General features: G+C 64.1%; 19 protein-coding genes and 1 riboswitch. Of the genes, 6 read left to right on the forward strand and 13 right to left on the reverse strand.

Translation table 11 applies throughout. The annotated features are described in order from the left end of the window. Positions 1-107 precede the first annotated feature (107 nt). The 9 genes from ACIP1G_RS29360 to ACIP1G_RS29400 all read right to left on the reverse strand — a co-directional run bounded on the left by ACIP1G_RS29360 (position 108) and on the right by ACIP1G_RS29400 (position 9346). Positions 108-818, reverse strand: coding sequence for a membrane integrity-associated transporter subunit PqiC (locus ACIP1G_RS29360; RefSeq protein WP_400743556.1), 711 nt, complete (start codon positions 816-818; stop codon positions 108-110). A gap of 172 nt (positions 819-990) precedes the next feature. After that, the gene (parC, locus tag ACIP1G_RS29365) at positions 991-3249 is read right to left on the reverse strand and encodes a DNA topoisomerase IV subunit A (RefSeq protein WP_400743558.1); all 2259 of its coding nucleotides are present in this window, start codon (positions 3247-3249) and stop codon (positions 991-993) included. 10 nt (positions 3250-3259) lie between these two features. Continuing rightward, the gene (locus ACIP1G_RS29370) at positions 3260-3778 is read right to left on the reverse strand and encodes a TIGR02281 family clan AA aspartic protease (RefSeq protein ID WP_400743560.1); all 519 of its coding nucleotides are present in this window, start codon (positions 3776-3778) and stop codon (positions 3260-3262) included. After that, entirely contained in the window at positions 3775-4761 is a 987-nt protein-coding gene (locus tag ACIP1G_RS29375) for an esterase-like activity of phytase family protein (protein ID WP_400743563.1), read from the reverse strand. Before ACIP1G_RS29375 ends, ACIP1G_RS29370 begins: the two co-directional genes overlap by 4 nt. Continuing rightward, positions 4758-6662, reverse strand: coding sequence for a DNA topoisomerase IV subunit B (parE, locus tag ACIP1G_RS29380; protein WP_400743564.1), 1905 nt, complete (start codon positions 6660-6662; stop codon positions 4758-4760). Before parE ends, ACIP1G_RS29375 begins: the two co-directional genes overlap by 4 nt. Positions 6663-6697: 35 nt before the next feature. Beyond that, entirely contained in the window at positions 6698-7306 is a 609-nt protein-coding gene (locus ACIP1G_RS29385) for a YqiA/YcfP family alpha/beta fold hydrolase (RefSeq protein WP_400743567.1), read from the reverse strand. Positions 7307-7471: 165 nt separating this feature from the next. Next, positions 7472-8272, reverse strand: coding sequence for a 3',5'-cyclic-AMP phosphodiesterase (gene cpdA, locus ACIP1G_RS29390; RefSeq protein WP_400743570.1), 801 nt, complete (start codon positions 8270-8272; stop codon positions 7472-7474). A gap of 13 nt (positions 8273-8285) precedes the next feature. Then, positions 8286-8738, reverse strand: coding sequence for a DUF1249 domain-containing protein (locus ACIP1G_RS29395; RefSeq protein ID WP_400743573.1), 453 nt, complete (start codon positions 8736-8738; stop codon positions 8286-8288). Next, positions 8729-9346 carry an NUDIX domain-containing protein gene (locus ACIP1G_RS29400; RefSeq protein ID WP_400743576.1) on the reverse strand — a complete coding sequence of 206 codons (618 nt, stop codon included), beginning with the start codon at positions 9344-9346 and terminating at the stop codon, positions 8729-8731. Before ACIP1G_RS29400 ends, ACIP1G_RS29395 begins: the two co-directional genes overlap by 10 nt. A gap of 196 nt (positions 9347-9542) precedes the next feature. On the opposite strand from ACIP1G_RS29400, the gene ACIP1G_RS29405 reads away from it, so the two are divergent. Then, on the forward strand, positions 9543-10289 hold the full coding sequence (locus tag ACIP1G_RS29405) for an RsiV family protein (RefSeq protein ID WP_400743579.1): 747 nt from the start codon (positions 9543-9545) through the stop codon (positions 10287-10289). Here the strand turns inward: ACIP1G_RS29405 and cytX are convergent. Then, positions 10258-11541 carry a putative hydroxymethylpyrimidine transporter CytX gene (gene cytX, locus ACIP1G_RS29410; protein ID WP_400743582.1) on the reverse strand — a complete coding sequence of 428 codons (1284 nt, stop codon included), beginning with the start codon at positions 11539-11541 and terminating at the stop codon, positions 10258-10260. The genes ACIP1G_RS29405 and cytX overlap by 32 nt on opposite strands. Positions 11542-11689: 148 nt before the next feature. Next, positions 11690-13570, reverse strand: coding sequence for a phosphomethylpyrimidine synthase ThiC (gene thiC / locus ACIP1G_RS29415; RefSeq protein WP_400743585.1), 1881 nt, complete (start codon positions 13568-13570; stop codon positions 11690-11692). Between the two features lie 156 nt (positions 13571-13726). Then, positions 13727-13833, reverse strand: a riboswitch (TPP riboswitch). A 160-nt stretch (positions 13834-13993) separates the two neighbouring features. On the opposite strand from thiC, the gene ACIP1G_RS29420 reads away from it, so the two are divergent. Further along, entirely contained in the window at positions 13994-15430 is a 1437-nt protein-coding gene (locus ACIP1G_RS29420; protein WP_400743588.1) for a TolC family outer membrane protein, read from the forward strand. A 113-nt stretch (positions 15431-15543) separates the two neighbouring features. On the opposite strand, the gene waaA is transcribed toward ACIP1G_RS29420, so the two are convergent. Then, the gene (waaA, locus tag ACIP1G_RS29425) at positions 15544-16815 is read right to left on the reverse strand and encodes a lipid IV(A) 3-deoxy-D-manno-octulosonic acid transferase (RefSeq protein WP_400743591.1); all 1272 of its coding nucleotides are present in this window, start codon (positions 16813-16815) and stop codon (positions 15544-15546) included. Between the two features lie 11 nt (positions 16816-16826). Further along, complete coding sequence (locus ACIP1G_RS29430; protein WP_400743593.1) at positions 16827-17717, reverse strand: LysR family transcriptional regulator; 891 nt, start codon at positions 17715-17717, stop codon at positions 16827-16829. An 86-nt stretch (positions 17718-17803) separates the two neighbouring features. Here ACIP1G_RS29430 and ACIP1G_RS29435 point away from each other — a divergent pair, with 86 nt between their 5' ends. The 4 genes from ACIP1G_RS29435 (at position 17804) to ACIP1G_RS29450 (ending at position 21545) form a co-directional block, all read left to right on the forward strand. Next, complete coding sequence (locus ACIP1G_RS29435) at positions 17804-18136, forward strand: multidrug efflux SMR transporter (protein WP_172220859.1); 333 nt, start codon at positions 17804-17806, stop codon at positions 18134-18136. Between the two features lie 402 nt (positions 18137-18538). Next, on the forward strand, positions 18539-19714 hold the full coding sequence (locus ACIP1G_RS29440; protein ID WP_400743595.1) for an NAD(P)/FAD-dependent oxidoreductase: 1176 nt from the start codon (positions 18539-18541) through the stop codon (positions 19712-19714). After that, positions 19711-20523, forward strand: coding sequence for an aldo/keto reductase (locus ACIP1G_RS29445; protein ID WP_400743598.1), 813 nt, complete (start codon positions 19711-19713; stop codon positions 20521-20523). The genes ACIP1G_RS29440 and ACIP1G_RS29445 overlap by 4 nt, the downstream gene beginning before the upstream one ends. Positions 20524-20576: 53 nt before the next feature. Continuing rightward, positions 20577-21545, forward strand: a complete 969-nt coding sequence (locus tag ACIP1G_RS29450; RefSeq protein WP_400743601.1) for a metal ABC transporter ATPase — start codon at positions 20577-20579, stop codon at positions 21543-21545. The last annotated feature ends 33 nt before the right edge of the window (positions 21546-21578 follow it).

A 21578-nucleotide genomic window follows, 5' to 3' on the forward strand; every position in this document is an offset into this window, starting at 1 on the left:
GGCCCTGAAAAACAAAACGCCCGATGCGGTGCACCGGGCGTTTTGAGGCCTACCGGCCTACCTGAACAGGTGTAAACCTATTTCAGGACTAGACACTGGCTGTTCGATCAGAACCGATAAACTTCCATATCGGTGCGGATCGGCGAGGCCATCGGGATCTTGGATTTCTCCGGTGCCTTCTTCACCTGTACCGGCGCAGCAGGCTTTTTAGGCGATTCTTCGGCAATGGCCGGCTGGTTGGCCAGCGGCTTCACTGCCGTGCTCAGCTGTTCGGCCAGCTTCTGCAGCAGTTGGCCCTGGGCCTGCACCTGCGACGCCTCGCTGCCTTCGTGCGGCTGCTCGAGGTGAACGATGCGGTTGTCACGCACATGGCCACGGCGGTCCAGCAGGCGCCACTGGGCATCCAGGACCGCCGGCTGGTCCTTGCCCGAGTCCAGGCGGGTGATCGACAGCAATACTTGCACATCCGGGCTGAAGCCGGTGGTCGCAGGCGCCAGCACCACGCGCTGGCTGTCCAGGCGCCAGGCAAGCTGGCGGACCAGCAACTGGTCGATATCCGACGAAAGGCTGCCAGCCCAACGACCGTCGGTCGCCGAACTCAGGCTGCCGTCGGCCTGACGCTGCAGGAACGTCTCGCGCTGCAGGTAGTCGGCTACCGATACCGGGCCGAGTACCACGGCCATGCCCGCACTCTGCGAAGGCTGGCCAGGATCACCGCTGTCGAGCTGGTACAGGGCAACCGGCTGGTGCATGGTGCACCCGCCAAGGCCCAGCAGGCCAGTCATCAACAGCGCAAATGGAAGGCGCAGAAATTTCATCATCCCATCCAGGCGGCCGCCAACAGGCACACCGCAGTGATACATATAAATTCAAACGGGCACACGGCCACGCCGGCACCGCAAGGGCCATATCATCCGCGAAATAACCGTCCGACTCCAGTGTTTCTGCCCGGAACGGCGCTGAAATTGCCGTTCCAGACATTTCTACCGGTTACGCCGGCACTTCCACCTGCAACCCATCGACGCGCTGGAACCCGCGTGGCAGCTTGCTGCCGCGCCGTCCGCGCTCGCCCTTGTAATGCTCCAGGTCGTCCGCTTTCAGAGATAGGGTACGCTTGCCCGCTTGCAAAACAAGGGTCGCACCTTCGGCAATCACCGCCAGATCGGTGACAAATTCTTCACGGCTGGCCACCCGGTCGCCCGGCACGCCAATGATCTTGTTGCCCTTGCCTTTACCCAGCTGTGGCAAGTCGCTGACCTTGAACACCAGCAGGCGGCCTTCGGTGGTCACCGCCGCCAGCCAGTCCTGCTCGCGGTTGGCCACCGGGCGAGGGTTCATGACCTTGGCCCCGTTGGGCAGGCTGAGCAAGCCCTTGCCAGCCTTGTTCTTGGCCTGCAGGTCTTCACCCTTGACCACAAAGCCGTAGCCGGCGTCCGAAGCCACCACGTACAGCGCATCGTCATCAGGCAACAGCACGCACTCGAAGGTGGCCCCCGGCGGCGGCGTCAGGCGGCCTGTCAGCGGTTCACCCTGGCCACGCGCCGAAGGCAGGCTGTGGGCGGCCAGCGAGTAGCTGCGCCCGGTGGAGTCGATCAGCACGGCAAACTGGTTGGAGCGCCCGGCGGCAGCGGCCTTGAAGCCGTCACCGGCCTTGTACGAAAGGCCCGTGGCGTCGATGTCGTGGCCCTTGGCGCAGCGCACCCAGCCCTTTTCCGACAGCACCACGGTGACGGGCTCGGTCGGCATCAGCTCGTTTTCCGACAGGGCCTTGGCTTCGGCGCGCTCGACGATTGGCGAGCGGCGGTCGTCGCCGTAGGTTTCGGCGTCCTTGATCAGTTCGCTGCGCACCAGTTTGCGCAACTTGGCTTCGCTGCCCAGCAGCGCCTGCAGCTTGGCTTGCTCCTTCAGCAGTTCATCCTGTTCGCCACGGATCTTCATCTCTTCCAGGCGCGCCAGCTGCCGCAGGCGGGTTTCGAGGATGTATTCGGCCTGGATCTCGGTCAGCTCGAAACGGGCGATCAGCGCCTGCTTGGGGTGCTCCTCGGTGCGGATGATGTGGATCACTTCATCCAGGTTGAGGAATGCAGTGAGCAAACCGTCCAACAGATGCAGGCGCTTCTCGACCTTGTCCAGGCGGTGTTGCAGGCGGCGACGAACGGTATTGGTTCGGAACTCCAGCCACTCCACCAATATCGCCCGCAGGTTCTTCAACTGCGGGCGGCCGTCGAGGCCGATGATGTTGACGTTGACCCGGTAGCTGCTTTCCAGGTCGGTGGTGGCGAACAGGTGCTGCATCAGTTCGTCGGCGTCCACGCGGTTGGAGCGCGGAATGATGACGATGCGGCACGGGTTCTCGTGGTCCGATTCGTCGCGCAGGTCGGCAACCATCGGCAGCTTCTTGGCCTGCATCTGTGCGGCGATCTGCTCCAGCACCTTGGCCCCGGAGACCTGGTGCGGCAGCGCGGTGACGACAATGTCGCCATCTTCTACGCGGTACACGGCGCGCATGCGGATCGAGCCGCGGCCGCTTTCGTACATCTTGAGGATTTCGGCCCGCGGCGTGACGATCTCGGCCTCGGTCGGGTAATCCGGCCCCTGAATGTGCTCGCACAGCTGCTCGATGGTGGCCTTGGGCTCGTCGAGCAGGCGCACGCAGGCGCTGGCCACTTCACGCAGGTTGTGCGGCGGCACGTCGGTGGCCATGCCCACGGCGATACCGGTAGTGCCGTTGAGCAGGATGTTGGGCAGGCGCGCCGGCAGCACGGCCGGCTCCTGCAAGGTGCCGTCGAAGTTCGGCACCCAGTCCACGGTGCCCTGGCCCACTTCGCTGAGCAGCACTTCGGCGTAGCGCGACAAGCGCGCTTCGGTGTAACGCATGGCGGCGAACGACTTTGGATCGTCTGGCGCACCCCAGTTGCCCTGGCCGTCGACCAGGGTGTAGCGGTAGCTGAACGGCTGCGCCATCAGCACCATGGCTTCATAGCAGGCCGAGTCGCCGTGGGGGTGGAACTTGCCGAGCACGTCACCGACGGTACGCGCCGATTTCTTGTGCTTGGCATCGGCATCGAGCCCCAACTCGCTCATGGCGTAGACGATGCGTCGCTGCACCGGCTTCAGGCCGTCGCCGATGTGCGGCAAGGCGCGGTCCATGATCACGTACATGGAGTAGTTGAGGTAGGCCTGTTCGGTGAAGTCAGCCAGCGAGCGGCGTTCGACGCCGTCCAGGCTGAGTTCCAGTGAGTCGCTCATGCGGGCCTCGTCATTTCAGGTTCTGGCGCAGCAGCATGGTGCCGCCGCGCTGGGTAAATTCAAGTTGTTTCAGGGCACTCATGCCCAGCAATACGGTGGGCCCTTCCAGGCCCGGCACCACGATGGCACGCACATCCTGCAGGCGGATATCGCCCAGCTGCAGGCTGACCAGGCGCGTGCGGTAGCCTTCGGTACGGCCGTTGGCAGTGCTCAGCAGGACCGGGCTGCCACGCTCCAGGTTCAGATCACGGGCCAACGCCTCGGGGATCGCCACGTCGGTGGCGCCGGTGTCGAGCATGAAATGCACCACCTGGCCGTTGATCGCGCCATCCACCACGAAGTGGCCCTGGCCATTGCCCAACAGGCGCACCTCGATAAAGCCATCGCCATGCTCGGACTGCACCTGGCTATTGGGGTTGCGCTGGCTGTCTTCCCACTGGCCGAAAAAACGCGTGGCAAGGAACAGTGTCGCCGCCCAGGCGACGACCATCAGTACCCTGCCCGCACGCTTGCCCGGCGCCTGGCTCATGGCTTGGCGCTCCAGCCGCCGTCCGGCGCATCGAAGCGCCAGACGATCGGGCGGGTTTCGCCATCGGCACGGGCGCCGTTGTTGTTGTCCAGGCCGATCCAGGCGCCCTTGGCATCGATCACCAGCGCCTCGGCCAGGCCAAACGGCTGCGCGTAGCGGCGTGACTCGACCAGCGCATCGGCGGCGAACGACCAGCAACGCTCGACCTTGCCGCTGTCGGCATCTCGCCGGCAAACCCGGTAGGCGTTGCGTTCGAGGGTGAACAGCTTGCCCTCGAACCAGGCCAGGTCGGCAAAGTCGCGCGACAGTGCCCGGGCATCGGGCATCTGCGCCGGCTGCATCTCGACCCCGGCCTCGCTCAGCAGCACGCAGCTACGCCCGCAGGTCCACACCGATTGCTGGCGCTCGATGGCCACCAGGCCACGGCGTTCGCGTTCGGCTGCCAGCCACAGGCGGTCGCCCGCCGGGTTGATGGCCAGGCCTTCGAACAGCGCATTGAAGTTCAGCAGCATGCCGCTGGCGCGAGCCTGGCGGACCATGGCCGGGTCGATCTTCAACCAGTCGGGTTCACCTTGCAGCGGCAGTTGCAGCACCGCAGCATGGGCCTCGCTGACCAGGTACAGGTTGCCCGCTTGGTCACAGGTAATGCCTTCAAGATCCAGCTCGCCACCGCGAATGTAGGACGCCGCCCAGTTGCGCGACTTCAGGCCCCACGGCAAGCCGCTTTCCGGTGCCGGCGGCGCAGTGAAGGTAAGCGGTTGCGCGCGCCAGGTAGGGTTCTGCTGGTCGAAACGGTAGATGCGGTTGTCGTCGCGGTCGGACACCCCCCACAGCCCGCCCCGGCATTCCACCAGGCCAGACAGGTTGCCTGCGCGCATGCCATTGATCGGGTGCTCGCTACTCAGCTTCAGCTCCGGCCAGTTGCCCGCCAGGCTTGGCAGGGCAACCAGCGTCAGGCAGGCCGCCAGGAGCAGACGAATCAAACCATGACCTCAGCCAGGTTGCCCTTGGTTTCCAGCCAGCTCTTGCGGTCGCTGGCGCGCTTCTTCGCCAGCAGCTTGTCCATCAGCTCGCAAGTCGCTTCAACGTCATCCAGGGTCAACTGCACCAGGCGCCGGGTGTTCGGGTCCATGGTGGTTTCGCGCAGCTGTGGCGGGTTCATCTCGCCCAGGCCTTTGAAGCGGGTGACCTGCGGCTTGCCGCGCTTCTTCTCGGCTACCAGGCGGTCAAGGATGCCGTCACGCTCGGCCTCGTCGAGGGCGTAGTAGATTTCCTTGCCCAGGTCGATGCGGTACAGCGGTGGCATGGCCACGTACACATGCCCGGCCTCGACCAGCGCCCGGAAGTGCTGGACGAACAGCGCGCACAGCAGCGTGGCGATGTGCAGGCCGTCGGAGTCGGCGTCAGCGAGGATGCAGATTTTGCCGTAGCGCAGTTGCGCAAGGTCGGTGGCACCCGGGTCGACGCCGATGGCCACGGCGATGTTATGCACTTCCTGGCTGGCCAGGACTTCGCCGCCGTCCACTTCCCAGGTGTTGAGGATTTTGCCGCGCAGCGGCAGGATCGCCTGGAACTCCTTGTCCCGCGCCTGCTTGGCCGAACCACCGGCCGAGTCACCCTCGACCAGGAACAGCTCGGCACGCATCGGGTCCTGGCCGGCGCAATCGGCCAGCTTACCGGGCAGTGCCGGCCCCTGGGTGATGCGCTTGCGTTCAACTTTCTTGCTGGCCTTCAGCCTGCGGCCGGCGTTGCTGATGGCCAGTTCGGCCAGCTGCATGCCCAGTTCGGGGTGGGCGTTGAGCCATAGGCTGAAGGCATCCTTGACCACACCGGAAACAAAGGCGGCCGCTTCACGCGACGACAGGCGCTCTTTGGTCTGGCCGGAGAACTGCGGCTCCTGCATTTTCATCGAAAGCACGAAACTGATGCGCTCCCAGACGTCTTCCGGTGCCAGCTTCACCCCGCGTGGCAGCAAATTGCGGAACTCGCAGAACTCGCGCATGGCATCCAGCAGACCTTGGCGCAAGCCGTTCACATGTGTGCCGCCCTGGGCAGTGGGGATCAGGTTGACGTAGCTTTCCTGAACGCTGTCACCCCCTTCAGGCAGCCACAGCAACGCCCAGTCTGCGGCTTCCTTGTTGCCGGCCAGGCTGCCGCAGAACGGCTCGTCGGGTAGGCGCTGGAACTCGCTGACCGCATCGACCAGATAAGAACGCAGGCCATCTTCGTAGTGCCACTCGACTTTCTCGCCGCTGGCCTTGTCCTCGAAGCTGACCAGCAGGCCCGGGCACAGTACCGCCTTGGCCTTGAGCACGTGCTTGAGGCGGCTGATGGAGAACTTGGGCGAGTCGAAGTACTTGGGGTCGGGGCTGAAGTACACGCTGGTGCCGGTGTTGCGCTTGCCGACCGAGCCGACCACCTCCAGCTCGCTGGCCTTGAAGCCATCGGCGAAGGTCATCTGGTATTCGTTGCCGTCACGTTTGACGCGCACGCGCACTTGGGTGGACAGGGCGTTGACCACCGAAATACCCACACCGTGCAGGCCACCGGAGAACTGGTAGTTCTTGTTGGAGAACTTGCCACCGGCGTGCAGCTTGGTGAGGATCAGCTCGACCCCGGACACGCCCTCTTCCGGGTGGATGTCCACTGGCATGCCACGGCCATCGTCGCTGACTTCCAGCGAGTGGTCGGCATGCAGGATGACCTGCACCGAACGGGCGTGGCCGGCCAAGGCTTCGTCGACACTGTTGTCGATGACTTCCTGGGCCAGGTGATTGGGGCGGCTGGTATCGGTGTACATGCCCGGCCGCTTGCGGACCGGGTCAAGGCCCGAGAGGACTTCGATGGCGTCTGCGTTATAGGCGCTAGCGCTGGGATTGGCCATAGGGTCTCGTCGTCAGTCTGGTGAGTGCAAAAAAGTCAAAATACAGAAAAATCGAGCGCCGCATACTGCCCACGGGCAATGCCGGCAAAGGCCAGCAGTGCCGGCAGGCGTTCGGCGAAGCCCTGAAAGCTGTGGTCGCCACCGGCCTGGATGCGCAGGGCACAAGCACGGTAATAGCGCTCGGCGTGGCGATAGTCCAGGGTTTCATCGGCGGTCTGCAGCCACACTTGATAGCGGCTGGCATCCACAGGGGCCGCTACTTCCAGCTCGGCCAGGGCCTGCACGTGATCGTGGGTCAGCTCCCAGGTTTCACCGCTGTAGTAATTGCGCTGGGTGCCCAGGTAACCGTCGAAATGCTTGTGCGGGGTTACCGCCGGGTTGACCAGCAGGGCCTTGAGGCCGTGGCGCTCGGCCAGATAGGTGGCATAGTAGCCGCCGAGCGAACTGCCCACCAGCAACGGCGCGCCAAGCTCGGCGATTGCCGCTTCGAGCTGGGCGATGGCCTGGCGCGGGTGATGGTGCAAGGCGGGCACGCGCAGCTGTGCCGACAGGCCCAGTTGCTGCATCACAGCCTCAAGTTGGCGCGCCTTGGTCGAAAGCGGCGAGCTGTTGAAGCCATGGATATAGAGGATGGAACCCGACATGCTGCCCCCGGAATCTGTGGCTTCGCGCCTGATGATGCGGGCGCAGGGACGCGCAGTGTAGCGCGTTCGCCGGGTTTTGACGCAGTGTCACGGGTTTCGCAACAATTTCTTCACCGAAGGCCGCAACAACCCGCTCCCACAGGGATGGAGGCAGGCCTCAGGCTCTCAATACCCCGGGCTATCGAAGTCGAGCTTCACTTCGAAATCCAGCGCTCGCTGTACACCGGTCTCCAACCGTCCGTCGGCATGCAGGCGCAACCAGCGGTACCCCGGCTGCTCTTCGCTCACCTGGAAGTCCTCGCTACGCGCCGCGAACTGGATGCAAGTCGACGGGGTAGCCAGCAAACGCCGACCATCGCGCACTTCATCCCATTCCTGATGCACATGCCCCCACAGCAGCGCGCGCACCTGCGGATAACCCTCGACGATATCGAACAGTGCTTGAGCATTACGCAAACCAATCGGCGCAATCCAGGCACAGCCGATGTCCACCGGCTGATGGTGGAAACACACCAGGCAATGCCGCTCGCCCGCCCCTTTCAGGGCTGCTTCCAACACCGCCAGCTGGTCATCCTCCAAAAAGCCATGGGGCGCACCGTGCACGGCCGTGTTGAGCATGACGATGCGCCAGGCGCCAATATCGGTCACCGCCTGCACCAGCTCCGGCGCCAATTGCGCCATCACCTGGGCCTCGTCATGGTTGCCCGGCAACCAACGGGTGGGTACGGCAAATGGTGTGATCAGCTCACGGAACGCTTCATAGGACGACACGCTGGCATCCTGGGACAGGTCGCCTGTGCACAGCAGCAAGTCGACAAGCGGTTGCTCCCGCCGCACCTGGGCCACCACATGGCGCAGGCTGTCACGGGTATTGAGGCCCAGCATGCTGCCGGCCGGGTCGGCAAACAGGTGGGCATCGGTCAGTTGCACCACATGCACCGGGCGGGATGAATCCGAGTAAGGCAACAGCCGTCTCCTTTCAGCGAACGCTGGCCAGTTCGTGGCCGCAGGCCAGGCAGTGGCTCAGCCACTCACCGAGGAACAGGTTGAGCTGGGCCTTTTCGTCCGGCTGGTGCATGGCTTCGTTCGGGTACGGGTAGATACTGCGCAGGCGCCGGGTATGTTCGGCGCTGATCACTTCGGCCATGCGTGCATCGTGGTACACCTGCACCTCCAGGTGCGGCACTGGCAGCCACGGCAGGCTGTGCTCCTGGCGCACGTGCAGGGTGGTGGTATAGGGGCAGGCCAGTACCACATCGAGCACCAGCACGCCGAGCATCTGGTCGCCCTGGGTCATGCCGATGCGGCGCGAGCTCTGGGTAGTGCGCATGTCGGGTAACAGGCGCATCAGCCGGGCATAGTTGGCCTCGCAGGCTGCCTGCAGCCCGACCAGGTCGACCCGATAACGCTCGCGCAGCAGGTTCACTTCCACATACCTCGTACTTCGTCACGGTTCAGCGCCAGCCATTGCAGGCCGATGATGGTCGCTGCGTTGCAGATGCGCCCATCGCGTACTGCCTGCAGTGCGTCTTCGAACGACCACACGCGCACGCGAATGTCCTCGCCCTCTTCTTCCAGGCCATGCAGGCCACCGGCACCTTCGCTGCTGCAGCGGCCAAGGAACAGGTGAACAAACTCGTCACTGCCGCCGGGCGACGGGAAGTAGCGGGTCATCGGCCACAGGGCGCTGAACGTAAGGCCGGCCTCTTCTTCAGCTTCGCGGTGGGCAACTTCCTCGGGCTGTTCGTCCTTGTCGATCAGCCCGGCAACCATCTCGATCAGCCAAGGGTTTTCGGCCTTGCCCATGGCGCCCACGCGGAACTGCTCGATCAGTACCACTTCATCGCGCAATGGGTCATAGGGCAGCACGCACACTGCATCATGGCGCACGAACAGCTCCCGGCTGATCTCGCGGCCCATTCCCCCGGCAAACAGCTCGTGGCGCAACTGCACCTTGTCGAGCTTGTAGAAGCCCTGGAAGCAGTTGGCCCGCTGGACGATCTCGACCGCCTTGGGCACCGAATTCAACGTGTCTGACATGGAAATCCTCGTTGCTACATCAACCGCACAATTACCGCATCGCGCCATCCTACTCTGCACGCTTGCCTGTTTCATCCCTTTCCGGCGACCACTCGCGCACTCGGGACAGCACGTCTTCACTCTGTTAGCTTAGTGGCGAACTGAAGGCCGCGCAGACGGTCAAAGGCCGACTTTTCCCTGTTCTGCAAGGATCATCATGACACTTGTCAAACTGACTTCCGTGGCCGTGCTGGCACTCGCTCTGGGCGCCTGCCAGAGCCTGTTCGCGCCCAATTACCGGGCCCCGCTCGAGGTCAAGCGCGACGCCTGGGAACATGTCAAACCCGGCTGCAGCGAAAGCGACTGCCCGCTGGTGAACATCGACATGATCCATTTCCCGGCCCTGCCCAAGCTCGACGGCATCGTCGAAAAGCGCCTGCTGCAGCTGACCGAAGATAATCAGCATGGCACCGCGCCAAGCACCCTGCAGGCTTACGAGCAGCAATACCTGGCCAGTGCCGACAAACGTAACAGCAGTTACTTGCAAGCCAAGGTACGCGAGCAGCATGACGGGCTGGTGATCATCGAGCTGTCCAGCTACCTGGACAGTGGCGGCGCCCACGGCATGCCTGGGCGCGGTTTCATCAACTACTCGCGCAAGCTGGACAAGGTGCTGACCCTGCAGGACATGCTGCTGCCCGGCCAGGAAGACACCTTCTGGAAAACCGTCGAGGCGTCGCACCGCGCCTGGCAGATCAGCGTGGGCATGGACAAGGACGCCGAGTTCGTCAAGACCTGGCCGTTCAAGAAGTCGCCGCACATCGCCCTGACGTACGGCGCGGTGGTGGTCAAGTACGAGGTCTATGCGATCGCGCCCTACTCCATGGGCCACGTGGAACTGAAGATCCCCTACCCGCGCCTGAATGGCGTGCTCAAGCCTGAACTGTTTCCCGGCCGCGGCTGAGGCTTAGCAGCCCATGCAGCACACCTGCCAGCAGCAATGCTGGTAGGGTAGCGCCAAACTCCGGTGCATTGGCTGCAATCAGGTGATAGGCCGCCACCCCGGCGAACCAGGCCAGCAGCGCCTGCCAATGCAAGCCAGCCACCTGCGCCGGCAGGCGGCGGCGACGGACGACGTAGTGGTCCATCAGCACCACGCCGAACAGCGGCGCGAACACCGAACCGATCAACAGCAGGAAGTTTTCGTACTGGGCCAGCGGCGCCAGCAAGGCAATCAAGGTGCACAACACGCCGATGGCCAGCGCCAGGTGCTCGACCTTCAGCGGCAGCAGCACACCGGTGGAAACCGCCGCCGAGTGGATGTCGGCAAAGGCTTTTTCCGACTCATCCAGCAAAATCAGCAGCAGCGGGATACCCATGCCGGCACCGGCCAGGGCCAGCAGCAGCGCATTGACTTCGCCGCTGGCGGCAAAGGCCAGGGTGTAGGCCACGCCCAGGCTCATCAGCCAGGTGTTGCCGATAAAGTAGCCAATTACCGTACCGCCGAACACATGCTTGCCGTTGCGGGCAAAACGCGAGTAGTCGGCGATCAGCGGCAGCCACGAAAGCGGCATGGCGATGACGATGTCGAAGCCTACCGCCAGCGACATCGAACCGTCCCCGGCGCGGTTCCACAGGTCAGCCAGGTCGGCTTTGGCGAACAGGTTCCAGGTCAGCCACACGCACGCGCCCAGCAGCAACCAGATACCCCAGGCGCGCAGCACCTTGCGCACGAACGCCAGCGGCCCGCTCACCGCCAGCAAGGTAGCCAGCGCACCGAAGCTCAGGGTCCACAGCATCGGGCTGTTCCAGGCACTGTCCTCACCAAAGGTGCGTGCGCCCAGCAGGCTGGCGGCATCGCGCATGACAATGATCTCGAACGCACCCCAACCCACCAGTTGCAGCAGGTTGAGCAGCGCCGGCAAGCGCGCGCCATGACTGCCCAGGCTGAGTTTCAGGGTGCCCATGGCCGACAGGCCGGTATCGCTACCGATGACACCGGCGGCCCCCAGCAACAGCACACCCACACCGGTGCCCAGGGCGATGGCCAGTACTGCGCCGGCAAGGCCAAGGCCAGGCGCCAGCATGGCGCCGACCTGCAGCACCATCAGGCCGATGCCGAGGGAGAACCACAGCGAGAACAGGTCGCGGGCGCCGAAGATGCGCTGGTGGGTGGGGACCGGGTGGTCGGGGGAGAATTGGCTGGGGGTGGTCATTGTTATGTTCGCCAGAGGAATTAATTGGGCTTCGCCGGCCCTTTGTGGGAGCGGGCTTGCCCCGCGAAGGCGTCAGGCCTGCCAAACGCGTTGGCGCAGCTGACGCATTCGCGGGACAAGCCCGCTCCCACAAAGAGAAATGGCGTTCTTAGACTTTGTGGTACAGCTGGCTGCCTTCCTGGCGGAACCGCTCGGCCTGCTCGCGCATGCCTGCTTCGACCGTCACGTCCACGGCTTCGATCTTGGCGGCGTACTCACGTACTTCCTGGGTGATCTTCATCGAGCAGAACTTCGGCCCGCACATCGAGCAGAAGTGTGCGACCTTGGCCGATTCCTTCGGCAGGGTCTCGTCGTGGTAGGCACGGGCAGTGTCCGGGTCCAGGCCCAGGTTGAACTGGTCTTCCCAACGGAACTCGAAGCGCGCCTTGGACAAGGCGTTGTCGCGAATCTGCGCGCCTGGGTGGCCTTTGGCAAGGTCGGCGGCGTGCGCGGCAATCTTGTAGGTGATGATGCCAGTCTTGACGTCGTCCTTGTTCGGCAGGCCCAGGTGCTCCTTGGGCGTGACGTAGCACAGCATCGCGCAACCGAACCAGCCGATCATCGCCGCACCAATGCCCGAGGTGATGTGGTCGTAGCCTGGGGCGATGTCGGTGGTCAGCGGGCCGAGGGTGTAGAACGGCGCCTCGTCGCAGCACTCCAGCTGCTTGTCCATGTTCTCCTTGATCAACTGCATCGGCACGTGACCAGGGCCTTCGATCATGCACTGCACGTCGTGCTTCCAGGCAATCTTGGTCAGCTCGCCGAGGGTTTCCAGCTCACCGAACTGCGCGGCGTCGTTGGCGTCGGCAATCGAGCCAGGGCGCAGGCCGTCGCCCAGCGAGAAGCTGACGTCGTAGGCCTTCATGATTTCGCAGATTTCGTCGAAGTGGGTGTACAGGAAGTTTTCCTTGTGGTGCGCCAGGCACCACTTGGCCATGATCGAGCCACCGCGGCTGACGATACCGGTGACGCGCTTGGCGGTCAGCGGTACATAGCGCAGCAGCACACCGGCGTGGATGGTGAAGTAGTCCACGCCCTGCTCGGCTTGTTCGATCAGGGTGTCGCGGAACAGCTCCCAGGTCAGGTCCTCGGCCACGCCATTGACCTTTTCCAGCGCCTGGTAGATCGGCACGGTACCGATCGGCACCGGCGAATTGCGGATGATCCACTCGCGGGTTTCATGGATGTGCTTGCCGGTGGACAGGTCCATGACCGTGTCCGAACCCCAGCGGATGCCCCAGGTCAGCTTGGCCACTTCTTCCTCGATCGAGGAGCCCAGGGCGCTGTTGCCGATGTTGCCGTTGATCTTCACCAGGAAGTTGCGGCCGATGATCATCGGCTCCACTTCCGGGTGGTTGATGTTGGCCGGGATGATCGCGCGGCCACGGGCGACTTCCTCGCGGACGAACTCGGGGGTGATTTCTTTCGGGATATTGGCACCGAAGCTGTGGCCAGCGTGCTGCTCATTCAGCAGACCAGCGGCGCGGGCCTCCTGCAGCTTCATGTTTTCGCGGATGGCCACGTATTCCATCTCGGCGGTGATGATGCCCTGGCGGGCATAGTGCATCTGCGAGACGTTGGCGCCCGCCTTGGCACGGCGCGGGTTGCGCACGTGGGCAAAGCGCAGTTTGGCCAGTTCGGCATCGTTCAGGCGCTGCTGGCCGAAGTCGGAGCTCAGGCCGTCGAGGCGCTCGGTGTCACCACGCGCTTCGATCCAGGCCGAGCGCACATCGCCCAGGCCCTTGCGCACGTCGATGATCACGTTGGGATCGGTGTACGGGCCGGAAGTATCGTAGACCAACACCGGCGCGTTGGTTTCGCCACCAAAATCGGTCGGGGTATCGTCCAGGCTGATTTCACGCATGGGTACGCGGATGTCCGGGCGCGAGCCTTCGACATAGATCTTGCGCGAACGACGGAACGGTTGCACGGACTGCTGATCGACTTGTGCCGATTCGCTGAGGTTGATCGCTTTTTCTTGTTTGGTCATCACAGGCTCTCCAGACGGCTTCCTAGCAGTGGAATGTCGGGGTGAACCTGAAAAAGCGCGAACGCACCCGTTGACGAGTGCAGTGCCGGATATGGGGGTGCCTGAAGCTGCATGCAGCTGCGACATTCCCGGACCTGGCACAAGAGGCTCCCCGGGAAGGCGAGCAATCTTGTTCCCTACGCAGGCGCTAACCTGATCAGGTTCAACGGGATCCGCACCTCTGCGATCTCAGCCTTTGCTTCAAGGCACCCCGACAAGAACATGCGCAGTCTAGACTGGAGTGGTCGGCAAAGCCAAGCGGGTAAATGCGCGGATGATGAAAGGCACCCCGAGTGATTGTTGCCGGGTGCGCATGGCACTACACTGGCCCGTCGCTCGATACTCAACAGTTCAGTAATTAAATTTCGTACAAGGATTGCCTCTATGCTGCGCAAACTCTCACTGGCGATTGCCGTGTCTTGTGCGTCCAACGGAGTGGTCTGGGCAGCGGACGTGCCCTCTACAGTCAAAACCGACCTGGTCAGCGTCTACCAGGAAGCGGTGGACAACAACGCCGACCTGGCTGCGGCGCGCGCCGATTATGGCGCCCGCCGTGAAGTCGTGCCGCAGGCCCGCGCTGGGTTGCTGCCGAACCTTTCGGGCGCTGCCGAGATGCTGAATACCCGCACCAAGTTCGACGAGCCCTCAGCCACCACCAACCGCAGCGGCAACGCCTGGAGCGCGACCCTGGCCCAGCCGATTTTCCGTGCTGACCGCTGGTTCCAGTTGCAGGCTGCAGAGGCAGTCAACGAACAGGCTGCGCTGGAACTGTCGGCGACCGAGCAGAACCTGATCCTGGAAACCGCGCAGAACTACTTCGCCGTGCTCCGCGCCCAGGACAACCTGGCCGCCACCAAGGCCGAGGAAGCCGCCTTCAAGCGCCAGCTGGACCAGTCCAACGAGCGTTTCGATGTGGGTCTGTCGGACAAGACCGACGTCTTGCAATCCCAGGCCAGCTACGACACGGCACGGGCCAACCGGATCATCGCCGAGCGCCAGGTGCAGGATGCCTTTGAAGCGCTGGTCACCCTGACCAACCGCGAGTACACCTCTATTCAGGGTGTGGTGCATAGCCTGCCGGTGCAGGTGCCTACGCCCAACGATGCCAAGGCATGGGTCGAAACCGCCGGGCGCCAGAACCTCAACCTGCTGGCCACCAATCACGCGGTCACCGCCGCCGAAGAAACCCTGCGCCAGCGCAAGGCCGGCCATGCGCCGACCCTGGACGCAGTTGCCAAGTACCAGAAAGGCGACAACGACAACCTTGGCTTCACCAACTCGTCTGCGCTGCCGAACGTGCATTACAGCGGTGACGTCGAGCAGACCAGCATCGGCCTGCAATTGAACATTCCGATCTACAGCGGCGGCCTGACCAGCTCGCAGGTGCGCGAGGCTTACCAGCGCCTGAGCCAGAGTGAGCAGCAGCGCGAGAGCCTGCGCCGCCAGGTGGTGGAAAACACCCGCAACCTGCACCGCGCGGTGAACACCGATGTGGAGCAGGTGCAGGCGCGCAAGCAGTCGATAATCTCCAACCAGAGCGCGCTGGAAGCCACTGAAATCGGCTACCAGGTGGGTACCCGCAACATCGTCGACGTGCTCGATGCGCAGCGCCAGCTGTACACCTCGGTGCGCGACTACAACAACAGCCGCTATGACTACATCCTCGACAACCTGAGCCTGAAGCAGGCGGCCGGTACCCTGAGCCCGCAGGACTTGCAGGACCTCAAGCGTTACCTGAAACCCGATTACAACCCGGACAAGGACTTCCTGCCGCCGGACCTGGCTGCTGCAGCGGCCAAGAACTTTGAGCGCAGGCCTTGAGATAGGTGTCGCATTCTTCGCGGGTAAACCCGCTCCTACAGGTCATCACCGCCCTCAGGCCTGGTGCGATCCCTGTAGGAGCGGGTTCACCCGCGAAGAATCCAACACAGCATTCAGCGGATAAGCGCACCCAGCCCATCAAGCAAGCGCTGCAACGCGCCCTGATTCGCCTGCATCACTGCCCTGCCCGCCTCGCCCATGCGCTGGGCATCTTGCGGCAACTCGGCCAAGCGCCGCACCGCCTCGGCCAGCCCATCGGCATCTTCCACCTGCTGCAACGCCCCCGCCTCGCGCAGCATTGCGCTGATTTCGAGGAAGTTGAACACATGCGGCCCCATGAGCACCGGCAAGGCCAATGCCGCCGGCTCCAGCGGGTTGTGCCCGCCGGTCGCCACCAGGCTGCCGCCGACAAAGGCGATGTCGGCCAGGCCATAGAGGAACAGCAACTCGCCCATGGTGTCGCCCAGCAAAACCCGCGTCTGTGCATCGACCGGAGTGCCGGCCGAACGGCGCACGGTGCTGAACTGTTCGCTGCAAAGCTCATGCACCGCATTGAACCGCTCAGGGTGACGCGGTACCAGGATCAGCAAGGCATCGCCATGCACCTGCAGCAACTGCCGGTGCGCTTGCAGGATCAACGCATCTTCACCCTCGTGGGTACTGGCGGCGATCCATACCGGGCGCTGCCCGGCCCCCCACTGTTCACGCAATGCCTTGGCACGCGGCAGCAGTTGCTCGTCAATTTTCAGGTCGAACTTGATCGAGCCGGTAACCTGCACGCACTCAGGGCGCGCGCCCAAGTCACGGAAGCGTCGGGCTTCGGTCTCGGTCTGCACGGCAATCAGGTTCATCTCGGCCAGCATCGGCCGGGTCAGCTTGGCAAAGCGCCCATAGCCCCGGGCCGACCGCTCAGACAAACGTGCATTGGCCAGCGCCACCGGGATACCGCGTTTGGCACACTGGTGAATATGGTTAGGCCACAGCTCGGTTTCCATGATGATGCCCAGCTTCGGCTGCACATGGTCAAGAAAACGCCCCGCCGCCCAAGGCAGGTCGTAGGGCAGGTAGCAATGCTGCACGCGCGGTTCGTCGGCGAACATGGCGCGAATACGTTCCGAACCGGTGGGGGTCATGCAAGTAAGCGTGATCGGCAGGTCCGGGTAGGCCTTGAGCAAGGCACGCACCATGGGCGCGGCGGCAATGCTCTCGCCCACCGACACCGCGTGTACCCAGATGCCGCCCTGGCGCATGGCTGGCAGCTTGAAGGCCAAACGCTCGGCGATGCGCTGGCCATAGGCCGGCGCCTTGCGCGCGCGCAGGTACAGGCGCAGCGCAACCAGCGGCAGGCCCAGATGAAACAGCAGGGTATAGAGGGTTCTGTTCATGGCGACGGAGTTTACCCGATCGCACGCAGGTGCACCGCAAAGCGCTCGGCCAGCCATTGCGCGGCTGGGCCCAAGGGCTCATCGCGGCGCCAGGCCAGCTCCACCACCAGCGCCGGCGGCCGCCATTCGCTGTCCAGTTCGACCATGTGCGCCTGGTAAGTCGGGTACTGCACCACATGGCGCGGCAACCAGGCCCAGCCCAGGCCGCGCATCAGCAGTTCGGCCATGGCATAGAAGCTGTCGGCGCGCCACACCTGCGGGCTGATCGCCTCGCCGCCGGGGTAACCACTTTGCTGTGGGGTGATCAGCAGTTGTCGGTGCAAGGCCAGTTGCTGCCGGGTGACCCGTCCTTCGCCCGCCAGCGGGTGGCCGACTGCGCACACCGTGACCATTTCCACACTGCCCAGGGCGCGCCGCTCCAGCGATGCCGGAATACTTTCGTGGTGGAAAAACAGGCCCAGGTCGGCGCGCCGCTCGACCAGCTTGCGCGCCACATCGCCCTGGGCACCGCTGGCCAGTTGCACCTCCAGGAACGGGTAGCGGCTGGCCAGTTCGTCGAGGCTGTCGATGACCGGCTGATACGGCATGGCCTCATCCTGGGCTACCCGCAATAAAGCCTCCTGCCCGCGCATCAGCGCCAGCGCACGGCCATCCAGACGTTCGCACTGGCGCAACAGTTCGCGGGCATCCTCCAACAGGGCGCTACCGTTTTCGGTCAATTTCGGTTGTCGGCCGCTGCTGCGCTCGAACAGGGTAACCCCCAGGTCGGTTTCGAGCAGGGCGATGGCGCTGCTGATCGCCGACTGGGCCTTGCACTGCTCGCGGGCCACGGCAGAGAACGAGCGCAGTTCAGCGACACGCAGGAAGGTACGCAGCTGTTCAAGGTTCCACTGCTCGGCCATCGACCTATCTCCCTTGTTGATAGGTAATGACTTTACCCCATCCAGGTTAAGTCTAGAATGCCGCCCTGTCACCGGAGGATCTCGCCATGAATGCCTATACCTATCTCGCCATTGCCATCTGCGCCGAAGTCATCGCCACTGCCTCGATGAAAGCGGTCAAAGGCTTTAGCACACCCTTGCCACTGCTGTTGATGGTGGTGGGGTATGGCATTGCGTTCTGGATGCTGACCCTGGTGGTGCGCAGCATTCCGGTGGGGATTGCCTATGCGATCTGGTCAGGGCTGGGGATTGTGCTGATCAGCGTGGCGGCGCTGGTGGTCTACGGGCAGAAGCTGGATGTGCCGGCGATGCTGGGGATGGCGATGATTGTGGGTGGGGTGGTGGTTATTCAGCTGTTTTCGAAGACGGCTGGGCATTGATGTTTGCCTTGTGCCTGCCAGGAGGTTGAGTCAGGGCTGCCAGGTGCTTGCCTTGATTTTTGTGGCGTCGCGTAGATCGAGCGCCGCCCGCGCGGCGCTTCGCAGCACAAGGCTGCTCCTACATCTGTTTCGGGCCAATCATTCCTGAGGCAGAGGCGCGCGGCCCCTTGGCGTCCACCTCGATATCGCGTCGGGAAAACAAGGCGGTCGCGTGCGCTGGCACAGGCGTGACTGGCCCGAAACAGATGTAGGAGCAGCCTTGTGCTGCGAAGCGCCGCGCGGGCGGCGCTCGATCGCACAGGCGCCAAAAACCTCAAGGCGGCCCCCTGTCAGCCCTCACCCAATCCCTCCCGGGCCCGACCCTGTATACTTGCCAGCTGTCCCAGTCCTAGAGGTACCGCCATGCCAACCGCCATTTCCACTGACGTACTGATCGTCGGCGCCGGGGTCGCAGGCCTCTGGCTCAATGCACGCCTGCGTCGCCTGGGCTATTCGACAGTGCTGGTGGAACGCGCCAGCCTTGGCGGCGAACAGACCATCAAGTCGCAGGGCATCATCCATGGCGGCACCAAGTACGCCCTGCACGGCGCACTGACCGGCGCCTCGGAAGCCATCGCCGACATGCCGCGCCGCTGGCGCGAAGCCTTGAGTGGCAGCGGCGAGCTGGAGCTGACCCGCACCCGCCTGCTGTCCGATGCGCACTACCTGTGGTCCCCTGGCACCCTGGCCGGCAACCTCACCAGCTTCTTCGCCAGCAAGGCCGTGCGTGGCCGGGTCGACCAGGTGAAGGGCGAACAACTGCCGCCTGCACTGCACGATCGCGCCTTCAAGGGCAAGGTCTATCGCCTGGCCGAGCTGGTCATCGACGTGCCCAGCCTGCTGGCCAACCTGGCCGAACTGGCGGGTGACAGCCTGCTGGCGGGTGAACACATCGAGCCGCTGCGCGAAGGCGATCCACTGGTCGGCCTGCGCGTCGATGGCCGTGACATCCGCGCCCAACGCATCGTGCTCAGCGCCGGCGCCGGCACCGAAGACCTGCTGCACGCCCTGGGCCTGAACCAGCCGGCCATGCAAACCCGCCCGCTGCACATGGTGCTGGCCAAGGGTGCCAACCTCAAACCGCTTTACGCGCACTGCCTGGGCGGCGGACCAAAGCCGCGGGTCACCATCACCACCCACCCGGCCGCCGATGGCCAGTGGGTCTGGTACATGGGCGGCGACCTGGCCGAGGCCGACGGTGTCGCCCGCGAGCCGGCCGCACAGATCGCCGCAGCGCAAAAGGAAATCGCCAGCCTGCTGCCTTGGGTCGACCAAAGCCAGGTTCGCTGGGCCACCTTGCGGGTCGACCGCGCAGAGCCAGCGCAGTCGGGCCTGGTGCGCCCGGACAACGCCTTCCTCGCCGACCAGCAACGCCTGCTGGTCGGCTGGCCGACCAAGCTGGCACTCGCGCCAGACTTCAGCGACCGGGTCATCAGCCACCTGGAGCGCGACGGCATCCGCCCGCAGGCACAGGCCGATCTGGCCGACCTGCCACGCCCACCGCTGGGCGTACCGGCCTGGGAGCAACTGCTGCCATGAGCCTGCCAACCCTGCACAACTTTCACCGCCCGCTAGGCAGCACCGGCTTCCAGGTTTCGCCACTGGGGCTAGGCACGGTCAAGCTGGGCCGCGACCAAGGCGTGAAGTACCCGACGGGTTTCACCATCCCCGGCGATGACGAAGCCCGCCTGCTGCTGGCCCAGGCCCGCGAGCTGGGCATCAACCTGATCGACACCGCGCCGGCCTATGGCCGCAGCGAAGAACGCCTGGGCCCGCTGCTGCGTGGCCAGCGCGATGAATGGGTGATCGTCAGCAAGGTTGGCGAAGAATTCGACAATGGCCAGTCGCACTTCGATTTCACTGCCGCCCACACCCGGCGCTCGGTGGAGCGCAGCCTGCGCCGCCTGGAAACCGACCGCATCGAACTGGTGCTGGTGCACTCCGACGGCCACGACCTGGCAATCCTCGAACAGCAGGAGGTCTACCAGACCCTGGCCGAGCTCAAGCAAGAAGGCAAGATCCTCGGCTTTGGCCTGTCTGGCAAGACCGTTGCCGGCGGCCTGAAAGCGCTGGAACAGGGCGACTGCGCCATGGTCACCTACAACCTCAACGAGCAGGCAGAACGCCCGGTACTGGACTACGCTGCCGAACACGGCAAGGCCATCCTGGTGAAGAAGGCCCTGGCCAGCGGGCATATCTGCCTGGCCCCTGGTGTCGACCCGGTGCAAGCCAGCTTCGAGCTGCTGTTCGCCCACCCAGGTGTCAGCAGTGCTATCGTCGGCACCATCAATCCGTTGCACCTGGCCCACAACGTGGCCACCGTCGCCCGTATCCTGGGCCAGCACTGAGTTGCCCCAGGCCCATTGGGCCTGGAGACTGACCCGACGCAAGGAGGAGCCTCGTGGCGCGAACGCTGATCCGCAAGAACCCGAGCAACTTCAAGACACTGCCACTGCATGTCGAGGCCAAGCCCGAAGGCCTGATCTACCAGAGCATCGGCATGCCGCTGAACTTTGCCCAGATCCAGCAGCGGCGCAAGGCCATCCAGCTTCCCGACGCGCAGCGCTTCGTGGTCGAGCTGGCCAACCTGGGGGTGTCGGTGCGCCTTACCCTGCATTGGCAGAACCGCGATTACTGGGTGCTGGTACGCCAGCGCCGGCAAGACCGTGGCGACGTGGTGTTGAAGCTGATTTCCGGCTATGTGCCGGCGCAGGAGCTGAACCTGCCGTTGCACACGGCCGTGCAGGAGGTGGCCGAGGAGTGCCTGCTGGAAACCCCGGAAGGCTGGCTGGGTGGACGCTTCAACGACACCTGGCTGCCCATACCCTACGCTGCCGCCCTGCACTATCGCGAAACGCCGCCCTTCGTGCTGGCCCCAGAGTCCGGTGCCGCCCGCCCGGTGCACTGCGGCAAGCTGATGCTGCTGGAACGGCCACGGGCCTATGTGCACTTGCCCACTGCTTCGCTGCAACTGATCTATGACATGCGCCTGCAGGTGCCCCGGGACGCCAAGAAGCTTAGCCTGTTCCATGTTGATGAACGGCTGGAAGGCGACCAGCTGGTGGCGCGGCTCAACCGCAAACGGCCAGACCTGTACCTGATGCCCTTGAAGGACGGCCAGCCACTGGCTGAGCTTTATACGCTGAAGAAGGACCAACTGGTGCCAGCGAGTACGCGTGGGCTGTACCTGGCCGAGAGCTTTGCCCGGCAGGAAGGCTGGGTAGTGACGGACGAGCGGGTGCGCTGGAAGGACTGGGTGAAGCAGCAGGGCCTGGTGGAGAGCAAGCCGGTGCGGGCGTCGCACCTGCAGCGGTTTGGCGACAAGGCACGAGCGCTGCTGGAGCGGGCGCGCACTTCACTGCACAAGTGATTTTCCCGGGCTTGCGCGGTCCCTGTAGGAGCG

The sequence above is a fragment of the Pseudomonas sp. NPDC089392 genome (genome assembly GCF_044749595.1).
GTDB lineage: Bacteria > Pseudomonadota > Gammaproteobacteria > Pseudomonadales > Pseudomonadaceae > Aquipseudomonas.